The organism is Haloarcula sp. CBA1129 (assembly GCF_008729015.1).
GTDB lineage: Archaea > Halobacteriota > Halobacteria > Halobacteriales > Haloarculaceae > Haloarcula.
This window is the reverse complement of record NZ_RKSM01000001.1, coordinates 1397692-1421215: the sequence shown is the minus strand read 5'-3', so window position 1 is coordinate 1421215 and position 23524 is coordinate 1397692. Positions and strand designations below refer to the sequence as shown.

The 23524-nt window shown below is 65.0% G+C and carries 26 protein-coding genes; 11 read left to right on the top strand and 15 right to left on the bottom strand.

Features of this window, described 5'->3' with window-relative positions:
• The first annotated feature begins 33 nt into the window (after nt 1–33).
• The 5 genes from Har1129_RS07025 to Har1129_RS07005 are packed head-to-tail and all read left to right on the top strand — an operon-like array spanning nt 34 to nt 5497.
• A complete protein-coding gene (locus tag Har1129_RS07025; RefSeq protein ID WP_151100015.1) occupies nt 34–276 on the top strand; it encodes a 4Fe-4S ferredoxin N-terminal domain-containing protein in 243 nt (80 codons plus the stop codon).
• Nucleotides 269–2761, top strand: coding sequence for a molybdopterin-dependent oxidoreductase (locus tag Har1129_RS07020; RefSeq protein ID WP_151100014.1), 2493 nt, complete (start codon nt 269–271; stop codon nt 2759–2761). Before Har1129_RS07025 ends, Har1129_RS07020 begins: the two co-directional genes overlap by 8 nt.
• Nucleotides 2762–2763: 2 nt before the next feature.
• The gene (locus tag Har1129_RS07015; RefSeq protein ID WP_151100013.1) at nt 2764–3594 is read left to right on the top strand and encodes a 4Fe-4S dicluster domain-containing protein; all 831 of its coding nucleotides are present in this window, start codon (nt 2764–2766) and stop codon (nt 3592–3594) included.
• Complete coding sequence (nrfD, locus tag Har1129_RS07010; RefSeq protein WP_151100012.1) at nt 3594–4895, top strand: NrfD/PsrC family molybdoenzyme membrane anchor subunit; 1302 nt, start codon at nt 3594–3596, stop codon at nt 4893–4895. Before Har1129_RS07015 ends, nrfD begins: the two co-directional genes overlap by 1 nt.
• The gene (locus Har1129_RS07005; protein ID WP_151100011.1) at nt 4892–5497 is read left to right on the top strand and encodes a molecular chaperone; all 606 of its coding nucleotides are present in this window, start codon (nt 4892–4894) and stop codon (nt 5495–5497) included. The genes nrfD and Har1129_RS07005 overlap by 4 nt, the downstream gene beginning before the upstream one ends.
• Before the next feature lie 196 nt (nt 5498–5693).
• Here Har1129_RS07005 and Har1129_RS07000 read toward each other — a convergent pair whose 3' ends face one another.
• The 13 genes from Har1129_RS07000 to Har1129_RS06945 form a co-directional block, all read right to left on the bottom strand.
• Nucleotides 5694–6326, bottom strand: coding sequence for a trimeric intracellular cation channel family protein (locus tag Har1129_RS07000; RefSeq protein ID WP_305037543.1), 633 nt, complete (start codon nt 6324–6326; stop codon nt 5694–5696).
• A gap of 172 nt (nt 6327–6498) precedes the next feature.
• Entirely contained in the window at nt 6499–7737 is a 1239-nt protein-coding gene (locus Har1129_RS06995) for a P-loop NTPase (protein ID WP_151100010.1), read from the bottom strand.
• Between the two features lie 2 nt (nt 7738–7739).
• Nucleotides 7740–8591, bottom strand: a complete 852-nt coding sequence (locus Har1129_RS06990) for a HEAT repeat domain-containing protein (RefSeq protein ID WP_151100009.1) — start codon at nt 8589–8591, stop codon at nt 7740–7742.
• The gene (locus Har1129_RS06985; protein WP_151100008.1) at nt 8588–9439 is read right to left on the bottom strand and encodes a phosphate ABC transporter permease; all 852 of its coding nucleotides are present in this window, start codon (nt 9437–9439) and stop codon (nt 8588–8590) included. The genes Har1129_RS06990 and Har1129_RS06985 overlap by 4 nt, the downstream gene beginning before the upstream one ends.
• Nucleotides 9436–10116, bottom strand: coding sequence for a molecular chaperone TorD family protein (locus Har1129_RS06980; RefSeq protein WP_151100007.1), 681 nt, complete (start codon nt 10114–10116; stop codon nt 9436–9438). Before Har1129_RS06980 ends, Har1129_RS06985 begins: the two co-directional genes overlap by 4 nt.
• On the bottom strand, nt 10116–10949 hold the full coding sequence (locus tag Har1129_RS06975; protein WP_151100006.1) for an ethylbenzene dehydrogenase-related protein: 834 nt from the start codon (nt 10947–10949) through the stop codon (nt 10116–10118). The genes Har1129_RS06980 and Har1129_RS06975 overlap by 1 nt, the downstream gene beginning before the upstream one ends.
• Nucleotides 10942–11094 (bottom strand): hypothetical protein, encoded by a 153-nt coding sequence (locus Har1129_RS20500; protein ID WP_191906130.1) that lies wholly within the window; start codon nt 11092–11094, stop codon nt 10942–10944. The genes Har1129_RS06975 and Har1129_RS20500 overlap by 8 nt, the downstream gene beginning before the upstream one ends.
• Nucleotides 11087–12160, bottom strand: coding sequence for a 4Fe-4S dicluster domain-containing protein (locus Har1129_RS06970; RefSeq protein WP_151100005.1), 1074 nt, complete (start codon nt 12158–12160; stop codon nt 11087–11089). The genes Har1129_RS20500 and Har1129_RS06970 overlap by 8 nt, the downstream gene beginning before the upstream one ends.
• Nucleotides 12157–15015, bottom strand: a complete 2859-nt coding sequence (locus tag Har1129_RS06965; protein WP_151100004.1) for a molybdopterin-dependent oxidoreductase — start codon at nt 15013–15015, stop codon at nt 12157–12159. The genes Har1129_RS06970 and Har1129_RS06965 overlap by 4 nt, the downstream gene beginning before the upstream one ends.
• Nucleotides 15008–15190 carry a hypothetical protein gene (locus tag Har1129_RS06960; RefSeq protein ID WP_151100003.1) on the bottom strand — a complete coding sequence of 61 codons (183 nt, stop codon included), beginning with the start codon at nt 15188–15190 and terminating at the stop codon, nt 15008–15010. The genes Har1129_RS06965 and Har1129_RS06960 overlap by 8 nt, the downstream gene beginning before the upstream one ends.
• Nucleotides 15187–16572: a cytochrome bc complex cytochrome b subunit gene (locus tag Har1129_RS06955; RefSeq protein ID WP_151100002.1), complete on the bottom strand. Its 1386-nt coding sequence runs from the start codon at nt 16570–16572 to the stop codon at nt 15187–15189. Before Har1129_RS06955 ends, Har1129_RS06960 begins: the two co-directional genes overlap by 4 nt.
• A complete protein-coding gene (locus Har1129_RS06950; protein ID WP_151100001.1) occupies nt 16572–17225 on the bottom strand; it encodes a ubiquinol-cytochrome c reductase iron-sulfur subunit in 654 nt (217 codons plus the stop codon). The genes Har1129_RS06955 and Har1129_RS06950 overlap by 1 nt, the downstream gene beginning before the upstream one ends.
• A complete protein-coding gene (locus tag Har1129_RS06945; RefSeq protein WP_151100000.1) occupies nt 17222–17797 on the bottom strand; it encodes a hypothetical protein in 576 nt (191 codons plus the stop codon). Before Har1129_RS06945 ends, Har1129_RS06950 begins: the two co-directional genes overlap by 4 nt.
• 180 nt (nt 17798–17977) lie before the next feature.
• Here Har1129_RS06945 and Har1129_RS06940 point away from each other — a divergent pair, with 180 nt between their 5' ends.
• The 6 genes from Har1129_RS06940 (at nt 17978) to Har1129_RS06915 (ending at nt 21801) form a co-directional block, all read left to right on the top strand.
• Nucleotides 17978–18637: a helix-turn-helix domain-containing protein gene (locus Har1129_RS06940; protein WP_151099999.1), complete on the top strand. Its 660-nt coding sequence runs from the start codon at nt 17978–17980 to the stop codon at nt 18635–18637.
• A gap of 98 nt (nt 18638–18735) precedes the next feature.
• Nucleotides 18736–19053, top strand: coding sequence for a DUF5783 family protein (locus Har1129_RS06935; RefSeq protein WP_151099998.1), 318 nt, complete (start codon nt 18736–18738; stop codon nt 19051–19053).
• Nucleotides 19054–19192: 139 nt separating this feature from the next.
• Nucleotides 19193–19681 carry a TRAM domain-containing protein gene (locus Har1129_RS06930; protein WP_151099997.1) on the top strand — a complete coding sequence of 163 codons (489 nt, stop codon included), beginning with the start codon at nt 19193–19195 and terminating at the stop codon, nt 19679–19681.
• A 107-nt stretch (nt 19682–19788) separates the two neighbouring features.
• A complete protein-coding gene (locus tag Har1129_RS06925) occupies nt 19789–20379 on the top strand; it encodes a molybdenum cofactor biosynthesis protein B (RefSeq protein WP_151099996.1) in 591 nt (196 codons plus the stop codon).
• Nucleotides 20380–20423: 44 nt separating this feature from the next.
• Nucleotides 20424–20897: a cyclic pyranopterin monophosphate synthase MoaC gene (gene moaC / locus Har1129_RS06920; RefSeq protein WP_151099995.1), complete on the top strand. Its 474-nt coding sequence runs from the start codon at nt 20424–20426 to the stop codon at nt 20895–20897.
• Nucleotides 20898–20970: 73 nt separating this feature from the next.
• Nucleotides 20971–21801 carry a molybdopterin synthase gene (locus tag Har1129_RS06915; RefSeq protein ID WP_151099994.1) on the top strand — a complete coding sequence of 277 codons (831 nt, stop codon included), beginning with the start codon at nt 20971–20973 and terminating at the stop codon, nt 21799–21801.
• Between the two features lie 22 nt (nt 21802–21823).
• Here the strand turns inward: Har1129_RS06915 and Har1129_RS06910 are convergent, their stop codons facing one another.
• A complete protein-coding gene (locus Har1129_RS06910) occupies nt 21824–22624 on the bottom strand; it encodes an ABC transporter permease (RefSeq protein ID WP_151099993.1) in 801 nt (266 codons plus the stop codon).
• A complete protein-coding gene (locus Har1129_RS06905; RefSeq protein ID WP_151099992.1) occupies nt 22599–23480 on the bottom strand; it encodes an extracellular solute-binding protein in 882 nt (293 codons plus the stop codon). The genes Har1129_RS06910 and Har1129_RS06905 overlap by 26 nt, the downstream gene beginning before the upstream one ends.
• Nucleotides 23481–23524 lie beyond the last annotated feature (44 nt).

Sequence of the window (23524 nt, the reverse complement as noted above, 5' to 3'; positions counted from 1 at the left end):
ACCGAACTCCGAGAGGAACCGATAACTAGAGCCATGAATGACCCACAGCAGCCGAGATTGACGCCGATTGATGAGTGGGAAGACGAAGCAGCAGCGATGCTTGACGGCGTCGAGTACGACACTGATTTGGGACTACGGATGGCTCGTGACGCGATTCGTGTCTCGAACGGGGAACTGAGCGACGCCGAATTCCACGAAAAGTACCACGAGGAGATACTGGCAGAGTTCGGTGAAGACGAGCGGCCGACCAAACCTGAGGGATTCGACGATGACTGACGACGATGGCGTTTACCGACGTGACGTACTGAAAGCCAGCGGAGCAGCCGCTGCCCTCGGTCTTGGCGGGGGCGAGTTCTTCCAGACGCTGGTCGAAAGCGAAGACGGAACTGGGACAGCCAAGCGAAACGCCGGCATCGAGAGCTATGTCGGGCAAAACGATGTCATCCAGACCGTCTGTTCGCCGAACTGTCGCGGGAAGTGCCCCATCGACGTTCACGTCCGTGACGGACAGGTGAAGAAGGTCGAGCCACACCCGCCCGAAGACGAGCAGTACAAGCGGGCCTGCGTCCTCGGCCTCTCGCACACTCAGCGCGTGTACGACCCGACCAGACTGAAGTATCCGATGAAGCGCACAGACTGGTCGCCCGACGAGCCTAACCCCGACGGACGCGGTCCGGACGCCGAGTTCGAGCGGGTCTCTTGGGACGAGGCACTCGATTTAGTCGCCGACAAAATGCAGTCGCTGAAAGCGGCCCACGGCGCAGAGAGCGTGCTCTTCCACGAAGGGTCGGGGAACTACGGGCAGTCGGGTAAGTCGTTCAAGCGCCTCGCCTCTCTCTTCGGCGCGACCCAGTCCGCTTGGGGTATCGATACCAACGTCGGCCGCGGCTTCAACCGCGTCACTGGCGTCGGTGCCTTCCTTCCACCGACGAACGAGGCCGAAGACTGGGAGAACGCGAACACCATCATCGTGTGGGGGTCGGATATCTTCTCCAGTCAGTTCCAGATGGACGCCTCGAAGATTCTCGACGCCGTCGAGAGCGGGGCGAAACTCGTCGTGGTCGACCCGGTGTACACGACGACGGCGTCGAAGGCGGACCTGTGGCTCCCTGTCGAGCCCGGCAAAGACGTGCACCTCGCGCTCGCGATGATGCACACCGTCTTCGAGGAGGAGACGTACGACGAGGATTTCCTCCGGAAACGGACGACCGCACCGGCGCTGATCCGGAAGGACACCGGGGAGTTGCTCAAGGCGAGCGATGTCTTCGAAGACGGCGGCGAGAAACAGGTCGTCGCCGTGGAACGCGGTAGCGGTAGCCCGGTCCCATTGGAACCCGAAACCGGCGGTGCGTACGCGCTCTTTGGAGAGTTCACCATCGACGGCGTCGCGTGCGAGACGGCACTGACGCGGCTTCGAGACCACGTGGCGGACTACGCGCCCGAGGATGTCGCAGAGACGACCGGTGTCGACGCTGCGAACATCCGGACTGCGATCCGGTGGCTGGCAACCCGTGGTCCCGGCGGTATCGCCCCGAGTTACGCAATCGGCCGATACAAACACGGGCACGTCTTCGGACAGGCCTACGCCATGTTGATGGGGCTGACCGGCGACTACGGTCGGCACGGGAACATCCACGCCCACCACTCGGGCGGGGCAACGCTCGCCGCCGGCGACTGGGCCAACCCGAGCGACGCCGACCCCGGCCCGTCGCTGACCTTCCCCGAGTACCCCGACGCGATGATCGAGGGCGACCCGCACAAAATCAGAGCCGTCTACTCCATCGAGTCGAACATGATGGGGAACCAGTTCCCGGACCGACAGCGGTTCAGAGAGGCTATCAGAAGCCTCGATATGTACGTGGTCGCGGACATGCACCACACAGACACGGTCCAGCACGCCGACATCATCCTCCCGGTTCCCCACTGGTTCGAACAGGAGGATATCACTTCCGGCTGGGGGTCCCATCCGCATCTCGGTTACCGCCACAAGGTGCAGGAACCGCTGTGGGAGACCAAAGACGACTACCACGCCATCCGCGGACTCGCGGAGCGATTCGGGTACGGCGATCGCTTCCCGGAGACGAAACGCGATATGCTCCGGAAACTCGCCGGGCGAGACGACGATATCGACTTCGAGACGCTGTTCGAACAGGGGACCCAGAAGAAAGAGAGCGTCCCGATCGTCAAGTACACCGATGCGTTCCCCACCGAAACGGGACGCATCAAGATGTACGACGACGACGCCCCGAGTGAAGAGGGCGTCACGTTCGACGTTCCGCGACCGCTCGAAGACCGGACTGCCGACGACTACGAGAAGGCCGACGAGTACCCGCTGATGTTCATGCAGAAGCACAGTCGGTTCCGCATCCACTCGCAGTACGAGATGCTGAACTGGGTGCGCGAAATCAACCCCGAACCGCAGCTCGACATCCATCCGTCGGATGCGAAGGCTCGCGGCATCGAGGACGGCGAGTACGTCCGGGTGTACAACGACCGGGGCGAGATGGTGGTGAAGGCGAAGTACAACGACGCGTTCCAGCCCGGTCTGGTCAACACCGATCAGGGGTGGTGGAGCCGCGACTTCGTCAAGGGTCACCTCCAAGACCTCACGCACAACGAGGTCAGTGAGGTCGGCCAGACGATGGCGTTCTACGACGTCCGTGTCGCGGTCGAACCGGCCCCAGATGACGTCGACACGGACAGGTACGAAGCCGATACCCCGCGCGGGGCTGGCGCCGACGCACGCGCAGGAGGTGACTGACAATGACGAACTATGGTCTAGTAATCGATCAGGAGCGGTGTATCGGCTGTCAGGCATGCGCAGTGTCGTGTAAACAGGAGAACAACGTCCCGATGGGGCAGTTCTGGAACCGCGTCCTGACGGAGGGCGGCGACAAGATTGACACCCCATCCGGTGGCTACCCCGACGACGGCGGTAGCGGGTCGCTGGATATGCAGTATCAGCCGACGGCGTGCCAACACTGCGAAAACGCCCCCTGTGTGAAGGTCTGCCCGGTCAACGCGACGTACACCCGGGAAGACGGCATCGTCGAGATCGACTACGACAAGTGCATCGGCTGTCGCTACTGTATGGCCGCCTGTCCGTACAACGCACGGGTGTTCAACTGGGACGACCCCGAACACATGCCCGAGGAAGGAACAGGCGACGTTGCCGCCCGGCCACAGGGCGTCGTCGAGAAGTGTACGTTCTGTAGCCACCGCGTCGACGAAGGACTCGACCCGGCCTGTGTCGTCAACTGCCCGGCCGACGCACGCATCTTCGGCGACCTCGACGACGAGGGCAGCACCGTCTCGAAATACATCAACGAGTACGAGACGAACCAGCTCCTCGAAGACCGCGGGACGGACCCGAAGACGCACTACATCAGCGGCGAGATGAGTCCCGGTCGGCCGCAAACGTCAGATAAACTGGAGAGCGAACTCGACGATGTTTCTCCGTGGTCCGACGGGGCCGAGGACGTGCCATCTGACGACGGAGGAAGCGACAGCAGCGAATCGGGTGGAAGCCATCACTCTATCGAGGGTGATGCCGTTCCACACGTCCCAGCAGTGGGGTCCGGAGGTGACGACTGATGGCCGCTGACTCATCCCGGATCGCAATCCCTGCCTTCGGGACGAAAGGCAAGCTGTGGCTGGGTCTACTTGCGACCCTCATGGTCGCTGGACTGGGAGCTTGGGGCTACCAACTTACCACGGGCCTTGTCGCCACGGGGATGCGAAACGTCTTCTCGTGGGGGCTGTACATCATGATGTTCGTCCTGTTCGTTGGGCTGTCTGCCGGGGGGCTCATCATCTCCAGTGCACCGAAGTTCTTCCACTCACACCGCTACGAAGGGTTCGCACGGCTCGGCGTGCTGGTCAGCCTCGCGTGTATCACCGTCGCCGGACTTCTCATCCTGCCGGATATCGGGCGGCCCGAGCGACTCTACCAGTTCTTCACCTCGCCGGACTTCCGCTCGCCGATGGTGTGGGACTTCGGCATCGTCATCCTCTATGGCGTGTTAAACCTCTGGTATCTGTGGCTTCTGACCCGCCGCGATTTGGCCGCACGCGGGTCGCGACTCGCACTGGGTGTCCCCGACACCGATGCTGGACGCGAGCGTGACCGCACGCTCATGTTCTGGACCGCAGCAGTCGCACTCCCGACCGCAGTCGCGCTCCACTCGGTGACCGGGTGGATTTTCGCGACGCAGATCGGGCGGGGCGACTGGTTCAGCCCCCTCGTCGCACCGGTGTTCATCGCCAAGGCGCTCGTCTCCGGACTCGGGCTGTTGCTCGTCGTGTCGGTACTCGCGGACCGGCTCACGAACTACGAGGTCGACCGGGAGGAACTCACGAGTCTCGGCAAGATACTCGGTATCTTCCTCGCGCTCCACGTGGTGTACCTGCTCGCGGCCGAACGACTCCCACACGCTTGGGCGAACCACTTCGAGTTCTGGGCCATCACCAGTAGCTTCCTCATTGGCGAGTCCGTCTACTTCTGGCTCTGGACGGTCCTCGGTGGGGCGGTCCCGCTCGTCATGCTGATGATTCCATCGCTCCGGAAGCGCGTGTCGGTCATCTTCACTGCGAGCCTGCTTGCGGTCTTCGGCACGATGTTCGAAGGGATCCGGCTGGTGTTTACGGGGTACGAGGTTGCCAACATCGACCTCCCGCCGGGCATCTCGATTGGCGGCGAATACGCTGGCATCACGACAGACATCTGGGCGACTGCGGGAGCCTACACCCCGACGCTGGTCGAAGTGGCTGTCACCCTCGGTATCGTCGCCTTCGGCGCATTCATCGTCACGCTCGGCCTGAAATACGTGCCGATTCAGCGAGTCGGTAGACAGGAATCGTACGCGACTGACGGTGGGAGACAGGAGCGACAATGACCAGACAGACTGATGCCCCCGCCAAGCGCGAGCAAGCAGCCGAACACGATACTGGCAGTGACGGATTTCGGTCGGATGCCGCGGCGACCTACGCCGTCCTCGCCGAATGCTGGCGGGAACCGACCGAACAGCTGATCGACGCCATTGAGACCGGCGAACTGGTCCCGGTGGTCGGCGACATCGACTCGGTCGACTTGCGCCGTCTTCGCGCCGAGTACACCCGCCTGTTTATCGGTCCAGCGGGCCCACCGTGTCCACCCTACGAAAGCGTCCACCGCGACGGTGACGACCCGGACGAACTCGGTCCGGTTAATGGGCCAGCCACGATGGCTGTCGTGCGCTGGTACAGCGAGTTCGGCGTCCAGCCCGCGGCTGACCATCCGGACCTCCCAGACCACATTGCCACGGAACTGGAGTTCGCCGCCTATCTGGCAGAAGCGGGTCTCAACGAACAGCTTGACCAGTTCCTCTCGGAGCACCTCGCTGCGTGGGCTGACGCGTTTCTCAGGCAAGTCGAGGCAGAGACACGCGAAGCGTTCTACGCGTCGCTGGCAGCGACGACCCGGGAGGTACTATCTCAGTCGCAGACCGCAGGGCACTGACCGAGTTCGTCGCGGCGACCGACTGTCTCTTCACCCGTTTTCGCCGCCGGGACGTGTCCGACGCCGCGTGCGATATCAGTGAGCAGTATCGAGACAAACATGAGATACAGCTCTTGCAGACGGCTGCACAGCAACGAAGCGTAGCGGCTGCAAAAGCGCAGGGTGCGATAGACGAGCACCCAGAGATGGGCACCGCTTACTGCGCGTCGCGTCGTTCCCACGCCTGTACCGTCGGGAGCGACCACCCACGGCCGATGCCGAGTCCCCGAGCCAACAGTACTGCAAGCGCGCACCCGGCCGATGCTACGGTGAGCGCCACGCCCATCTGTGCCAGCGCCCAGAAGGCGAGGCCGCCGATAACGGCACAGGACGCATAGAAGTCCTCGCGGAGGATAAACGGTGTTCGGCCCAGCAGCAGGTCCGATATCGCGCCGCCGCCGGCCGCGTTGACCGTCGCAAGCGCGACGACGGCAAACACCGGAAGCCCGGCCTGCTGACCCAGCAGTGCGCCGGTGGTCGTAAACGCCGCCAGCCCGATTGCGTCGGCCGTCAGGACGACTGGGTGCTGATGGCCGTCGTCGAGGAAATGCACGAGCAAAACGGCGGCGGCGACGCCGAGGAGCGACAGCGCGACTTCGCCGGGCGACTGCAGGGAGTTCGGAACCCTGTTCAACAGTAGGTCCCGCGTCGTCCCGCCACCCAGCGCCGTCATCACGCCGACGACCGTGACGCCGAACACGTCGTAGCGTTCTTCGATGGCTTTCGCCGCGCCGACGAACGCGAACCCGACCAGCCCGATAGCGTTCATCACCGCAAACGCGTCGGTCACGCTTCCCCTCCGGCCCGCCGAGGCCTGACACGTAAGCGACCGCGAGCGAACCGACCCGCTGTCACGAGTATAGCGGTCATTATCGTACTACTACGGGTGCGGACAATTATGCCTTTAGTCCTGCCTGCGAGCCATGTGGCTGGCTGTCACTGTCGGCTGCAGGCGACCGTACTCACGGCTTGACTGTCTCCAGCACCCACGCTTCGGGTGTTTCCCGCCGGACCTCGAACGGGTCGAAGGCTTCCCGCGGGGCCTCCGCAAGCCGGCCAAGGAACTGCCCGACCGGGGTCGGGTCGCGGTCGCTGACGAGGACGAACGACTCGCCGCTGTCCAGTGCGGTGAACCGTTCGCGAACCACATCTTTGCGCTCCTGTGGCGGCAGCTCCCGGATATCGGCGGTCGGGTCGACGCCGACCTCGCCGGCGGTGTCAAGGGCATCTGAAACGGCGGCTCCGAGGTCGCGGACCGGATCGGGCACGTCGCCGGGCGCTGGCGTCCCCTGCAGATCGTGTGAGAACGGCAGCTCAGCGAGGGCCTCGGCGTCGAGGTCCGCCAGCGCGTCCCCGGTAAACAGGTCGTTCGGTTCGCCACAGCAGTCACAGACGTACTCTGCCATGTTGACGACGGTTCCAAGTACCGGCACGTCGTTGTCTCGGAACAGTTCGACTGTCCTGCTGGTGTCGCTGACGCTCGCGTGAAACGGCGTCGTCACGACGACCACGCCGTCGACCGGGACCTCCTGCAGCGTCGTCAGCACTACGTCACCGGTCCCCGGCGGTAGGTCAAGCACCAGAATCTCGTCGTTTCGCCAAGCAGTGTTCTCGAACAGGTCTTCGAGCGCGTCGTGGGCCATCGCGCCGCGCCAAGCCAGCGGCGCGCCGGACTCCATCAGGCCAACGCTCATCACGTCCATCCCACCCACTCGGACCGGGAGCGGGTTCCCCTCCTCGCTGGAGTGGACCGGCCCGCTCACGTCAAGAAGTTCGGGAACGTTCGGCCCGTGGATGTCGGCGTCGAACAGCGCCACGTCGTTCTCGGCCGCCAGCGCGCAGGCCAGATGCGTGGCGACTGTCGACTTGCCGACGCCGCCTTTCGCGCTGGCGACAGCTACGACGTGGTCGAACGACGCGACGCCGGTGTCGCCCTCGCTCGTGGGTGTCGTCCGTTCGACGTGGACGCTGTCGACGCCGTCCACGTCGTCGACCGCGTGGAGCATCGCCTGAACGACCTGCGTGCTTGTCTGTCCGTCCAGCGCGGTCAGGTCGGCCTCGATTGTCACCTCGCCGTCGGCCACGTCGATGTTTTCGACGAAGCCCGCGTCGAACACGGAGAGGTCGGCGTTCGGGTCGCGCACGTCTCGCAGTGCGGCTTCGATGCGGTCGGTCAGTGTGGTGGGCGTTCCATCAGTCATCGTCAGAGGTCGGGCATCCGATTGAGTCTGTCTTCGCCGGGCAACAGTCGGGCGTCGTTCTCCAGCGCGCCGCCGAACTGTCGGCGGAACCGCCCGGGGTCCGCTTCGAGGGACCGCTCAGCAGTCTGGCGAACAACGGTCGCCGGGTCATCGGTGAGTGCTTGCAGCCGCTCGCGGGCACGGTCCTCGTCGACACCGCCGAGCATGTGGGCGGCCCACTCGCGGACCCGCTCGCTGTCGTCACGGCTCTGTTCCAGCAGCAGGTCGGCCATCGACTCGCCGCGGAGCTTGAACAGCGAGATGGCCGCGTTGCGCCGCACGGCGTGGTGGTCGTCGCGGATGACGCTCTCGATGTCGTCCTCGTGGGCCTCGCGATCGACGTTGTCGAGCGTGACGACGGCCTCGGCCCGGACCCACGGGTCGGGGTCGTCCAGCAGTTCCACCGCGACCGCTGCGGCCCTCTCGCCCCCGTGTGCCGTCAGCGCTTCGACGGCGAACTGGCGCACGTCGCTGTCGTCGTCGGTCGTTGCGGCGCGTGCAAGGCCCGCCACGATTTCGTCGGTGGACGCGCGGTCCTTGAGTTCGAGGGCGGCGCGCCGGCGGTCGGTCTTCGCGCCGTGCTCGATGTCCGACAGCAGCGACGCCACCGCGTCGTCCTCGACGGGCTCGGTGTCGCTGGCGGCCAGTTCTTCCGGTGTGGCCTCGCCGATGGTCACGTCCTCGCGGGATACCTCGATGTCTTCGAGCGCTTCGATATCGGTGTGCAGGCCCGGGCTGCGCTCCGGGTCGAGTTGCGGGTCCGGGTCCTCTTCGAGGTGCTTCTCGAACTCGTCGTCGTCGTGACAGCCGGTCATCGTCGGCCCTCCTGAGCGAACGCAGCGATACCGAGCGCGAACGGGAGCGCCCGCGGGAGCGACGCCGGGACGCCCGCGAACGCGACCAGCGCGACGCCGGCGAGCAGCGGCCACCGCCGGGTCCGACTGGCCGCGCTGGCCGTCGTCACCGCGCCGGCGGCGGCCAGTGCAACGACCGGCACGCTCGTCCCGACGACGCCGGTGCCGGTGAGCGTGACCGCGCCGGTGACGAACGGGACGGTGCGACCGACGGCGACGACGACCGAAAACGCGGCAACACCGCCGATGATCGCGCCCCAGTCCGCCATCGACAGCGACCGCCAGTCCGTCGCCGCAAAGGCCGGCGTCGATGCGATGGCGAGCAGTGCGACGGTCGAGGCCACCGGTCGGAGGCTGGTCCAGTCCCCGACGCCACTCGCGAGGCCGATACTCAGCGCTGCGACGAGCAGCGCGGTTGCGCTGGCCGAGACGAGGTCCAGTCGGCGTCCTGCGACGGCCGCGACGGTCGCCGTCCCGAGAACGATTGCGACGGCCGCCGGGAGCGCTGCCGCGCTACTGAAAAGCGACAGCAGGCCGAACACGCCGACGAACAGCAGCCCGATGCCGGTGAGCGGGTCGGCGTCGGTGACGGCGACGGCAATCGCTGCAGCGGCGACGACGGCCGTAGACGCGGCCGTCGTCAGGTCGGGCGCGACCGGGACGCCGCCGTATCCCGGCGCGTTGACGAACATGACAGCGAAGTAGCGGGCGGCGACTGCGACGGCCGCAACGCCCACAGCCAGATCTGCGAGCGAGTGGCGTCCGTCGGAAAGCAACGGTCTGACCCGCTGCTGGAACGTGGCGGTCATCGCTGCCCCTCCAGACGTGCCGCGAGACCGTTGCGGTCGGCCCGGACGAACGCGTCGAGTAGTTCGCCGAAGCCGCCGTAGATGTCGGTTCCCGGTTCGTCGGCCAGTCGGTCCGCGACGCCAGCCGCCGCGTGGCCGAGGTGGCGGTCGTGGAAGTCCAGCCGAGCGATTGCGGCGTCGTCCCCGACGGCGGCCTCCCGGCGGGCGAGGTAGCCGGCGAACTCCAGTTCGTAGGTCAGGGCGTCGTGGTTGTCACGCTCGTCCTGATCGATTTCGAGGCCGTAGTGGCTGTAGGCCCGCGAGAGGTCGAGGTTCACGTCGTTCCAAGAGTGGTCCGGCCGGTACTTTGACTCGTACAGCGGGACCGGCGGTCCCTCCGCCTCCAGCGAGCCGTCGGTGCGGTCCGTGTACTCGCTGTAGCCGAGTTCGAAGATGTCGTTGTAGCGGGCCGCGAGCGTCTCGTAGTCGTCGTCGGTGGTCAGCGACGGGACGGACACATCCAGCGCGGTGCGGTCGAGACAGGCCCGGAGGTCGGCTTCGAGCGAGCCGTTCGCGGCGGCCTCGTGGAACGACTCCTCGGGATACTCGAACGCCTTCGCCAGCGTGGCGTACACCGTACCCCGTGCGGCCGCGTCCTCGTCGAGGTCATCCATGGGGTCAGTGGGCGTGGTCGCCATTACTCGGCCCCCCGTGTGCGGTAGATACCGAAGCTGGTGACGCCGACGACGGCGACGATGGCGATGCCGGCGAGGGTCCACAGCAGCGTCTCGTAGGGCGGGCCTTCCGGGCCGCCACTGAACGGGTAGTAGTGCCACTCACTGACGGCCTTCTGTCCGGACCGCTCGCCGTTGGAGCCGTTCCAGACCGCGAAGGCCACGTCGAGGTCGCCGTCGGTCCGCAGGTCGGTCCGGTTCTCCCCCGACACGTCGAGCGGACGCGAGTAGACGACCGTCCAAGTAGCGTTCTCGCCCGTGCCAGCGTGGCTCGCGGTCGCCTGTACGGTCGGGTTCTCGAATGCTGTGGTCGAGCCAGCGCCCCCGGCGAGCAGTTCCTGCGTCCCGGTCGCCCCGCTCCAGTACCAGACGTTGACTCGGTTGTCTGGGCCGCCCATCGCTATCGGCGGCCGGGAACTCGTGTTGGCCGGGAACTGGACCGCGACCGCGTCGGCGAACGCCCGCGTGGTATTCGCATCCACGTCTCGGGTCGCGTCCTGCCACTGCAGGCGGACGTACAGGCGTTCGCCGGTCCGGGCCGCCTGCACGTCGACCGTCTCGACGGACGTGTCATCGGCGTTGGGGACGCTACTCGGGGCGCTCGAAAGCGGCACGTCAGAGGCTGGGACTTCCTCCCAGCCGTCAGCGTCCGGTTCGGCGAGGTTGGCGTCCGAGACGTCCGAAACCGGGATCTCGTGGGCTGGCCGAGCAGTCGCCATCGGTGCGGCCACCGTCGAGACGAGGACGAGCGCCGCAAGTACCGCCGTGAGTGCGAGTGTGCGTCGGTGGTCAGTCATCGTTGACCACCCCCTGCGCGCTCCGGCGTGGCCAACTGGGGCCGCTCGCGGGCATCCCCGCTCGCGTTTCCGAGCCGCTCGCGCTACTCGCGGGCGCGGCCCGCTCGTAAATTCGAGCCGCTTTACGGCTCGCAACGCTACTCATCGTCAAAGACCTCCAATCGGTACTGTTTGGCCGGGTTTTTGTCCTGCAGCAGTTCCATCAGCTCGCTGTCACCACCCTGACGAACGCGCTGTCGGTGGGCGGCGATGGTGTCGAGCGCCTGATCGACGCCGTCACCGAACAGGTTCCGGAGGTACTGTCGGGGAATCCGGTCGATGTCGACCGTCTCCCCGTCCTCCGTATGCTGGCCGGGCGCGAAGGGCGGAATGTAGTAGACGTTGGGCTGGGTCTGGAACTCCGGGTGAAGCGGCAGCGCCACCTCGTATTCGTTGACGAGCTTGTGGATCGGCCCTTCCTCGTCGTCGAGGAAGCCGACCATCCGGAGCTGGGGCGGACACTCCTCGGCACAGGCCGGGGCGAACGTCTCCCCGTCCGGGCCTTCGCCCTCGATGCGGGGGTAGCAGAAGATGCACTTCTCGGATTTCTTCGAGACGGTGTTGTAGTACACCTTCTTGTACGGACACCCCTCGACGCAGTAGCGGTAGCCTCGACAGCGGTCTTGGTCGACGAGGACGATGCCGTCCTCCTCGCGCTTGTACAGCGCCGAGCGCGGACAGGCCTCCACACAGGAGGGGTGGGTGCAGTGGTTGCAGATGCGCGGGAGGTAGAAGTAGTAGCTGTTGGGGTACTCTCCGGCACCTTGGTCCTCGTCCCAGTTGGGGCCCCACTCCGCGCCGTCGCGGGGACGCAACGGTTCGTCACTGCCCTCGTACATGATTTCCTCGTGGTTGAACTCCCAAGCGCGGCCGTAGTCCTCCTCGTCGGGAATTTCGCCGGGCGAGCGCTCTTTGTGTTCGCCCGACTCCCAGCCGCCGCCGGAGTCCTCCCAGCCGCGGGGATAGCCCTCGCCGGGCTTGGTCTCGACGTTGTTCCAGTACATATACTCCGACCCGCCGTCCTCCGTCCAGAGGTTCTTGCAGGCGATCGTACACGTCTGGCAGCCGATGCATTTGTTCAGGTCCATCACCATCGCGACCTGATGGTCAACGCCGTCCGCGACGTTGACCAGCGTGTCCTCGTCTTGCTCGTCCTGTTGGTCAGTACTCATTCGCTGTCACCTCCGCTCGGTCGAACGTCGACGCGCACGTCGCTGTTGACCCCCGTCGGCCCCCAGTAGTTCGGGAAGAAGTGCAGGTGCTCCCCGGTGTCCTCGGGGTACTGCACCAACTGCGTCGGCTTCATGTACATCGGGACGAGCGTGTTGAAGTTGTCCCGGTCGGGGTACTGGAACTTCTCCCAAGAGAAGAAATGCCGGACAGTCCCCGGTTCGCCCGAGGGGTAGATTTTGGCCTGCACCTCGACGGCCCCGAGGTCGTTGTACACCTCGACGGTGTCACCGTCCTCGATGCCGCGCTCTTCGGCGTCCTCGGGATTGATGTACACCACCGGCTCGCCGCGTTGGAGCCTGAGCATCTTGGTGTCATCACGCCACGTCGAGTGGATGGACCACCGGCCGTGAGGCGTATTGTACGACAGTGGGTAGTCACCGCCGGTGTTCTCGGGGCCCTCCTTGTGGGTTGGCAGTTCCTCGCCGAGTTCGAGATACCAGTCGTGGTCGATGTAGTACTGCTGGCGACCGGTGAACGTCGGCCAAGGGTTCTTGTCGTGGACGTAGTCCTGCCACGGGACGTAGGCCTCGCCGTCCTTGATATCCGAACTCCAGTGGTCGCCAGCTTCGAGGAACCGCTGTGGCTGCTCGTCGATGTCGTCGAAGGTTATCTGCTCGTCGCTGCCCTCGGGGTTGGTCTCCTCGGAGTGTTCGAGGATGAACTCCGCCGCGGCTTTGTCTTCGACGAGGCCTTCCTCTTCGCCGGTTTCCCAGTCACGGACGTAGTCGTCGTAGATGGTGGTGAGGTCGATGGTCCGGTCGAATTTCCGGTCCTCGACCGGCTCGACGCCGCGTTCCCGGGCGCGCTCCTGTATCTTCTCGGCGAGCAGGCGGAATATCTCCCAGTCGGTCTTGGCCTCGCCGAGTGGTTCGACGGCCGGCGTGAACGGGTGCACGTAGGTGTGCATGTCCGTCTCCGAGAGGTCGTGTTTCTCGTAATGGCTGGCCGCCGGCAGGACGATGTCTGAGTACATCGCGGTCGAGTCCATCCGGAAGTTGATGTCGACCACGAGGTCGAGCTTGGGCCACAGTTGCTCCTCGACGGCGACGTTGCCCTTTGCTTGGTTGAAGTAGTTGCCACGCCAGACGAACATCGTAGACGGGTCCGGCCGGCTCCCGTCCTCGCGCTCACTGGGGTAGACCGGCATCCAGCCCTCGTCGATGGACTCGCGTATCTTCTCGGCGGTGTCCGGGTCGGTGTTGTCGAGGATGCCCGCGTGGAAGTAGGTCCACAGCGTCGTCGGCACGCCGCGGACGTTCCCGGTCGGGAACGACAGGACCTTCCAGCCGTGGAACGACCAGATCTTCTCTTGGCCGACGTAGTGGTCCAGTCCGGTTCCGGGGTCGCCGAGATTGCCCGTCAGCGTCACGAGCAACTGGATGGCGCGGTTGCCCAGGTCGTTGTGGTACCAGTCGTTGACGCCCTTGCCATGGATGATTTTGGCGGCGTCAGCCTCGGCGAACTCGCGGGCGACACGCTGGTAGGTGTTCTCGCCGACGCCGGTCTCCTCGTGGACGACCGCCGGCGTGTACTGACTGAGCTCGTCGGTCAGGTTCTCCCAGACCGACCGGACCGCGACGCTGCCTTCGTCGGTGTCGACACTCCGGTCGACGCTCAACTGCGGGTCGAAGTCGAGTTCGATGCTCACCGAGTGGTCGTGCTGCCCGTCACGCTCGCCCAGCGAACCGGGCGCGCGACGGAGATTGCCGTCGGCGTCGACCATGACGAACACTTTCTCGGGGTCGTCGGCGTCCTCGGCGAGGCCGACCTCGCTCGCCCGGAGGAACTTCCCGGTGTCTTCCCGGACGAGAAGCGGCATATCGGTCTGCTCTTTGAGGTGTTCCTCGTCGTGCAGCCCCTCGTCGACGATGGTCTGGGCCATGCCCAGCGCGAGCGCGGTGTCGCTGCCGCCGTGGGGTGAGAGCCACTCGTCGGTGTGAATCGCCGTCTGGGAGTAATCCGTGAAGATACCGACCCGTTTCGCGCCCTCGTAGCCGGCGTCGAGGAAGTACTTCGCGTCCGGGATGCGCGTGACGTTGATGTTCGACCCCCAAGCGATGATGTAATCCGAGTTGTGCCAGTCGGCGGATTCGGCGTTGTCCGTCTGGGTACCCCACGTAATCGGCTGGCCCGGCGGCAGGTCCGAGTACCAGTCATAGAAGCTATGGGAGACGCCGCCGAGCAGATTGACGAGTCGAGAGCCGCTGGCGAAGCTCACCGGGCTCATCGCCGGAATCGGCGTGAATCCCGAGATAGCGTCGTAGCGGCCCGCCTGCACCTCGTCGATGACGTGGTCGGCGATTTCGGTGAGCGCCTCGTCCCAACTGATCCGCTCCCACTGGCCCTCGCCGCGCTCGCCGGTGCGCCGAAGCGGGTGGAGAACGCGCTGGTCGGCGTTGACGTAGTCCGTGTAGCAGGCCCCCTTCTGACAGCCCCGTGGATTGGGGTCCGGAAGGCTCTCGTCGAAGGTCGGGTAGTCGCCGGCCTGTTCCTCGCGCCAGACTTGGCCGTCCTTGACGTAGACGTTCCACGAGCAGGAGCCGGTGCAGTTGACGCTGTGGGTCGAGCGGGCGACGGAGTCCCAGTCCCACTCGTCGCGGTAGAGGTCCTCCCAGTCCCGATACGGATACGACCCGATGGGGTCGTCGACCGCTTCGAGGCCGTCCATGCCGTTGTCGGCGAATGACAGCCCCGTCGCGCCCAGCAGTGACGCCGCTCCGAGGCCGCGCACGAAGTCGCGGCGACTGATTCCAGCACTGTCCGCCTCGTCGTCGGTCAGGTCGTTTCTACTCATTGGTGATGAACACTGTCGCAGTCGCACAGGCAGTGCCGACCACGGCTAGTGCGATGCCGGCCAGCGTGCTGCCGCCGACGTCGAGGCCGGCGGCGACTAGCACGAGGCCGACCAGCTTGCTCGTCGTATCCAACAGGCGATACTGTCGCTCGGTCAGTTCGACGCTCGTAGTCATTCTCCGGCCTCCTGTTCCCCGTCGGTCGTGTCTGTTCCGCCGTCCGCAGCTACGTCTCCCTCCTGCGCCGGCGTCGGCTCACCGTCGCGCAACAGCAGGTACGTGATACCGCCGAAGATTGGCGGGACGACGAGCAGCGCGGCCGTCAGGATGGGATTGACGACGCCCGTCGTCGTTCCCAGCACCTGATCGGCGAGGATGTTGTTCATCCCCGCAATCGAGGCGATCATGATGAACGCGACGGCGGCCACGCCGACGCCGGTCTGCCAGGGCCTATCCAGCGGGTCTGCGGTGAAGTGGATCGGGTCTGTCCGGTCGATGAACGGCCAGACGGCGACGGCGGCAAACACCAGTCCCGGGAGGACGATGCCGCCGACGAACTCGCCGTTGATGTGGGCCGGGCCGATGTTGAAGCTGATCTGTGGCAGGAGCTTCAGGAAGCCGTACACCCACATCAGGAACCAGTCCGGCATGATGAGTTCCGGCGTGGCCGCGGGGTCGTTCGGGCCGTACTCGGCGACGTTGTGGACCGGGAGCAGGCCCGAAAGCGCCGACAGCGTCGCTGCCGTGACGAAGAACACGACGGCCGAAACCGCGGTCTGGTTCGGGAACGCAGGCAGGCCGATGATGACGCTGTCGTCGTCCTCGTCGACGGACTGGCGGCCGGCGGTCACGTCCCCATCTCGCGGGGCCTCAGTGTGTTTCTGCCGGATGAGTATCGCCATGTGGACGGCCAACCCCACGGCGATGGCCGCCGGTATCACGAGGACGTGCAGGAAGTACAGCCGCGGGATGGTGGCGCTTGAGGGGAACTCACCCCCGAACACCACTTGGCCGAGGAAATCACCTGCCAGCGGGATTGATATTGTGAGGTTGTACCCGATGCTCGTGGCCGTGGCGGCGAACTCGTCGAATGGCAAAGCGTAGCCGGTGTAGGCCGCGCCCATCGCCAGCGCCGCGAGCCCGGTTCCCACTATCCAGTTTGGCTCCCGCGGGTTCCGGTACGCACCGGTGAAAAACACCCGTAACATGTGCAACCCGATTGAGGCGACAAAGAGGTGAGCCGCCCAGTGGTGGAGCCGGCGGATGAACATCCCGAAGGGCACGTCGTAGGTGATGTGCAGTACCGAGACGAACGCTTCGGGCATCTCCTCGCCTTGGAACTTCTGGACACTGCCCTCGTACTCCACGTCAGAGGTCGAGGGCTCGAAGAAGAACCCGAGGAAGATTCCCGATAGAATCAGGAGGAGGAAACAGAACAGCGCCACCTCGCCCAGCAGGAACGAGTCCTCGGCCGGGAACGCCTTGCCGAGGAACTTCTGGCCGTTCTCCAGATCCAGCCGGGTGTCGAACCAGTCGTAGACGGCTTTCGAGCGGGACATCATTCACCTCCGGGGCCGACTGGCCCCTCGAAGTCACCGGTGGCGACGAGCTGGCCGTCGCTAGTCATCGTAATCGGGAGTTGCGGTAGCGCCCGTCCCGGCGGGCCGCCGCTGACCGCCGCCCCTTCCAGAACGTTGAATTTCCCGAAGTGACACGGACAGACGACGAGGTCTTCCTCCCGGTCCGAGACCATACAGCCGGCGTGGGTACACACCTTCGAGAAGGCAGCGTAGCCGCTGACAGTGAACCCCTCCGCGATGTCGCTGCCGTAGTCGGACTCGGCGTAGCGCACCAGCAGCGTCGGGGCGTCCTCGATGCCGGGCCGGGGCTCCGGGAACACGGTCATATGCTCGCCCTCGGAGAGCCGTCCCTCCGTGATGCGCTCGCCCTCGCTGTCGACGAGGTGGATCCCGTCGGAGTACACCGGCCCCTCGTATCCTCGCTCGAAGACCTGTGTGGTGCTGGCAAGCGGTGCGGTGAGGCTGGCAACGGCAGTCAGGCCGCCGACGGTCGCGAGGAACTTCGCGAAGTCACGGCGGCGGAGTTCCGCGCGAGCGTCCCCATACAGCGTCGGGGACTTTCCGGTGTCCCCGTCACACGAGCAGTCGTCGCCCTGTTCCTCGTCGTCATCGGGTTTCGGATACTCTATCATTTGTGCCCCCTGAGTTCCGCGACTTCGACGTGTGGCATGAACCAAGCGTAGTACGCGACCGTCGAGAGCGCGAGCGAGAGGAACATCCCGGTCGCGTACAGCCCGAAGTACTGGGTGCGGGCAAGCGTGAGGTACTCGCCGGTGAACAGCGCCGCGAAGACGATAGAGAGGACCGTCAGCCCGCTCATGGCGACGAGTCCTTCGATGGCGTCTGAGGCGTCGTGGTACTCGACGACCCAGCGGTGCTCCGTGTCGAGCCACGGTAGCGAGACGCTGCCGCCGTCAGTGACCGGTTCGGCCTCGTCGGGCGGCCGGACCGCCCTGTTCATGAACTGGTGGGCGGCCGTCAGCACACCCACGAGACCGAACAGGGCGACCCAGACGACGACACCGACTTGGCTCGGTGACAGCTTGTTCGGCGTCTCTACTATGCTATCGAGCGGGCGGATGTCGCTGACGCTTTCGTCGATAGCGATTTCTTCCGACGGTGGCTCGCCGTGCAAGGCGACGTACCACATCGGCAGCAACACCGCTGTTATCAACAGACCGATGAGTATCGTGTTGCGTCTCATAATCTTGTAATATCTCGGTTCGCGGGCGATTCAAGCGGCCGCGCCACGTCGCTGTGTTCGGGGTTTGACCCAGAACCCCGATGAACTGGTAGCCCGACATCTTAGGCCCATTATATGGCGGTTTTTTATACGAACATGTTCGCAATCCCTTTTTTATGTAAGCCAAGTCATCCGTGAGACATGTCGGGCCGAATGCTCGCCGAGATCGAAGTGTTCGGTCCTCGGTCCTGTCAGGTACAGCCACACGCTGACGAGGACTGGTCAGTGGCGTCGGTCTCTCGGAGCGCAACGAGTGGCGGTGCCGACCGTGTCGTCGAAGAATTCACTCTCAAAGGCGGTGATGAGCCGCCGAGAGCGCTACAGACCGACTCCTCGAATGTGGACCGTGTCTTCGCGTACGACCAGCGACACGTCTTCCAACTGTCTCGGGCGGCCGAACAGGGCTGTGTCTGTGAACGTATCGAAGCGGCCGGCTGTGTTGTCCAGAAGTTCACGGCGGATACCGAATCCGTCGTCGTCACGTTTCTCGTCGAGGATATGCCGACCCTGCGGGAGATTGTTGCCGACCTCCAGTCGGAAGGCGAGACGGTCAAACTTCGGCGACTGCTCGAAGATACGTCTACAGAGACAGACCGGCCGGTCGTGCTCGACCGCGCGAAACTGACCGGCCGCCAGCGCGAGGTGCTGACCCGTGCCCACGAGATGGGGTACTTCGAGCACCCGCGCGACGCGACTGCTGGCGACGTGGCCGATGCGCTTGACATCTCCACCTCGACGTTTACCGAGCACCTCGCCGCCGCCCAGCGGAAACTCCTCGACGACCTGCTTGACGCCCGGTGAGACGGACCTGATTACGACTGAGACCGGGTCGATGACCGCCGGGCTGGCCGTCCGCCAGTCACAGAACCCTTTACTCTCGCCCCGGCGACACTGCATCTATGACCGAGTTCGACGCCGAGAAGTTCGACGAGAAATACGTCCACTACTTCGAGGAACTCGAAACGGCGTACTCGAACGCCTATCAGGAACTGCACGGCCAGTACGATTCTGAGGTCCTTCGCGGAATTGACAGACAGATTCTCAGCGAGAGCGAGCCGGTGTACGAGGGTGACGGGACGTTCAGCATCCGGTTACCCGACGACACTGCGGCGCGTGCGCAGTCCTTGCCGGGCGATCAAGAGACGTTCGACACAGTGCTGTCGGCGTTCACTGACGCCATCGAGCGCGAACTCCGTCGGCTGTTCGAGTTCGAGTAGTCGCCGCTTTCTGCTCGATGGCGCACTCAGTAGTGGAGGGGCACCGCCTGTTTGCCACCCCTATCAGTAGCGGTCGGACCGGCGAATCAAAAACACCAGAATCAATGCAGTTCCGGTGCTAGCTAAACCAATTATACGCATGGCGACCGACTCAGATCTTCACTGTCTCTTTACCGCACCCGTCGAGGAGCAGAACGACTCATACGTGATCGAGATTCCGAAACAAGAGGTCGAACTGGGAACGCTAGCCCCCGAGACACTGTACCGGATCGCACTGTTCCAGTCGGCGGCTGAAGCACCCACACCCCGGTCACAGTCCCAATCCGGGCCTGAGTCTCAGTCCAGTTCCGAATCCGGGCCAGAGCCGCAGTCCGACTCCCGCTCCGACGAGTCGCGCAGGGAACCGGAGTTCGCACCGTCATCCCCGCCCGTTACCGAGGGCGAGACGCGCGTGGTCGAAATCGACAATATCGGCGACAAGGGTGACGGTGTCGCGCGTATCGACGGCGGGTACGTCGTCATCGTCTCCGACGCGGATGTCGGCGAGCGCCTCCGCGTCGAGATGGATCAGGTCCGCGAGAACGTCGCCTTCGCGGAGGTCGTCGAACGTCTCCCGTACTACGAGTAAGCCGCCGGTTCTGTCGACTCGCTCCTGCCTTCGCACTCTGCCGGAATTGGTCTAACCGCCGGCCTCGCAGCCGAGGCTATATTTCGTCGCCGCCAGTCATTCCCGGTATGGGACACGAACACGACGACTCGACCAGCCATGACGAGGCGGATCACAGCCATGGAGAGCATGGACATGACAGTGACCACGGCCACGGTCACGGCGAGGACGACCATCACGCCCACGACGCTGAAGTGGTCGACATAGGGGTCCTCACTGTCTCGACCTCGCGAACGCTGGCGGACGACCCGGCGGGCGACATCATCACCGCGGCCTGCGAAGACGCGGGACACAGAATCGCTGAGCGTCGCCTCGTCGCCGACGAGATGGACGCTATCGAGGATGCCGTCGCCGCCCTGCTGGACGACGGTGTCGATGTGGTTCTGACGACCGGCGGGACTGGTCTCACACCCGACGATGTGACCGTCGACGCCATCGAACCGCTGTTCGACCGCCCGATTCCCGGGTTCGGCGAACTGTTCCGCTGGCGCTCCTACGAGGAGGTCGGGCCGATGGCGATGGCCTCGCGCGCGACCGCCGGCGTCGTCGACGACCGTCTGGTGTTCTGTCTACCCGGGAGCGAGAACGCTGCCCGTACCGGTGTGGAGGAACTGGTCGCGCCGGCAGTGGGCCACCTGCTGGGGCTCGTTCGCCGATAATCCGGACCCGCACGGTTTTGGGCCAGCGTCAGCTACGCTAGACCATGCCCGAGGAGTTCACGCACGTCGACGAGGCGGGGGATGCACAGATGGTCGATGTCGGCGACAAGGCCGAGAGCCAGCGCCGTGCAGTCGCACGTGGTCAGATTCGTCTCACTGAATCCACGCTGGCGGCCATCGACGCCGACGAGGTGGAGAAAGGCGATGTGCTGACGACGGCCCGCATCGGCGCGATTCAGGCGGTGAAACACACGTGGGAAACGGTGCCGATGTGCCATCAGATCCCCATCACGAACGTCGAAGTCGAGTTCACCGTCGGCGAGGAGGCCGTCGAAATCACAGTTGCAGTCGAGACGGTCGGCAAGACCGGGTGCGAGATGGAGGCGCTGGAGGGTGTAACGACCGGCCTTAACGTCGTCTGGGACATGGTGAAGGCAAACGAGAAAGACGAAAACGGCGAGTACCCCGCGACGGCTATCGAGGATATCCGCGTGGTCGAGAAGACGGTCGACCGCTGAGGAAGGGCTGTTGACAGTGTCTGTGCCGCTGCTATGAAAAAGGTCTATCTACGTTGCCCTGCTACTGGCGTGCATGCAAGTCCTCGGTATCGTCGGCCACTCCGAGTCGGGGAAGACCACGCTGGTCGAGCGGCTGACCCAGCGGCTCTCCGAGAGCGGACGTGTCGCGACGGTCAAACACTGCACGCACGCGCCGGACGTCGACACCGCCGGGAAGGACACGGCCCGCCACCGCGACGCTGGGGCGGCCGAGACGGTTGCGCTCACCGACGATGGCGAGTGGTACGCGACGGGCCAGTCGCGGACGCTGGAGGAGACGCTGGACGCCCTTGCGCCCGACTACGACTACGCGCTCGTCGAGGGGTACTCGGACGCGAGCATCCCGAAGGTCGTCCTCGGCGACCGCGAGGTCGCCGACCCCGTCGTCCATCGCGCGCCCCACGGCGCGGACGCTGCCCTCGATGAAATCATCACCGCGATGGAGGAGCGGGACCCGTACATCACGCTGGAAACGCTCGTGGCGGAGGTAAAGCGGGACCCGGACGAGGTCTACTCCGGCGCAATCGCGACTTTCACCGGGCGCGTCCGCGCACAGGAGGGGCCGGAGGACCCGCCGACGGAACTGCTGGAGTTCGAGCGCTACGACGAGGTCGCCGCGGAAAAAATGGCTGCGCTCCGGCGGGACCTCGAAGCCCGCGATGGCGTCTACGCGGTCCGCTTGCACCACAAGACCGGCGTGGTCGAGGCCGGCGAGGACATCGTTTTCGTCGTTATTCTGGCCGGTCACCGGGGCGAGGCGTTCCGTGCAGTCGAAGACGGAATCAACCGTCTGAAAGAGGAGGTCCCGCTGTTCAAGAAAGAGGTCACTGTCGACGAGGAGTTCTGGGCCCACGAGCGGTCCTAGTACTCGTTTCCGACACCGGCCGCTATCGCCACGGCGTCGCCCGGAGCGCGTGGACTATCAGTAGCGTCCCGAGCGCGACGCTGAGCAGGACCACTGCCACGGGGAGTGCCGCGTCCAGCCCGTCCGAGATGAACGAGGCCCAGATCTGGACGGGCAGCGTCCGCGGGTAGTACGCCAGCATCATCGTCGCGCCGAACTCGCCCATCGCACGGGCGAACGTCAGCACGAGGCCGGCGAGCAGGCCGGGCTTCGCGAGTGGAACCGTCACTGTGCGCATCGTTCCGACCCAGTCACGTCCGAGCGACCGTGACGCCTCTTCGAGGTGGTCGTCGATGCCATCGAAGGCGGCCTTGGCGGTGACGACGAAGAACGGCGACGCGACGAACGTCTGGGCGGCGACGACGCCAAGCAGCGACCGCGTCAGCGCCAGATCGGTGAGGCCGCCGAGCCCGTTCGGGCCGACGACGGTCAACAGCAACATCCCGCTGACGACTGGCGGGAGGACGAGCGGCAGCACGACGGCACCCATCGCGGCGGTCGCCAGCGCCCCGGTGTTCTTCGAGAGCCAGTAGGCCAGTGGGAGGCCAAACACGACGGCGAGGGTCGTACTGCCGAACGCGGCGACGAGGGAGGTGATCGCGGCGTTGATGATGTACGGCTCCGTCAGGCTGGTCAGCAGCGCCGCTGGGGAGTACGTGAGCACGAGCACCGCTACCGGAACGACGAAATACAGGAGCAACACCGCTCCCAGTACAGGGACGAGCTCGCGAACGCCGACCGTGTGGCCGGCTCTGGTTTCACCGCGTGACAGTACTCGGGACATCTCCCACTAGTCGAGGATACGTCTGGCGGACGGTAAATCCGTGTGGTGCGAGCCAGTCACCGGACAGGACTGCCTCGAAGGCTGTACGTGTTGCTTCTTGCTCATCACGGCGGACGGCTCCGTACTCGATTGGGCTGCCAGTGATTGCCGCGCCGTTTGGCAGTGCATAGCTGGTGGACTGGTACTGTTCCGCGTGCGCGGGGTCCCCAAGGTGTATCTCTGGCGGAAACTCTCGGAAGGGGTAGTCCCGCTCGATAGCCATGCTCCGGTAGACGAACGCGGCATCGACAGCACCCGTCTCGAACTGCGCGAGCAGTTGCGTCTCCGGATAGGTCTGGTCCGGCGAGAGGACCGCGTCGCTCAGGCCCGGTTCGTCGTAGTAGCCGGCAGCCAGTTCGAGCACGAACAGTGTCCGGTAGCCGAGCGGGTCGAGCGTCGGGTCGGTTCGGCCCATGGAAACACTGCCAGTCCGGAGTGGACCGTACCACGGTTCCGCGTCGGCGACGCGTGCCCCGCCGTCAGTCTCCGGGTTGTACGCCAGCACCATCTCGTTACTGGCGACCACAGCGTGCCAAACGGTGTCCATGACTCGGTCGAACAGCGTCGGATCCGCCAGCGCGACGATGGCTGGGTCGCGCTTCCCGTCGGCGACCAGACGTGCGGCCTGAACAGAGCCGCGGGCCTCGACAGCGATTTCGACGTCTGTCTGAGTCTGGAGCGTCTCACTGGCGGCGTTCTGCAAACTCCCCGCGACTAGGATGTCAACCCGGTCCTGACCGAACGCCCCACAGCCTGCCGTCACAGCGATACCACTCCCCAGCGCTGTGAGTACTGCGCGGCGGGTCCGGCAGGCCATTGTTCGTCTATTCCCCGTTCGCGTACATCGGTGTTGGGGTCGGT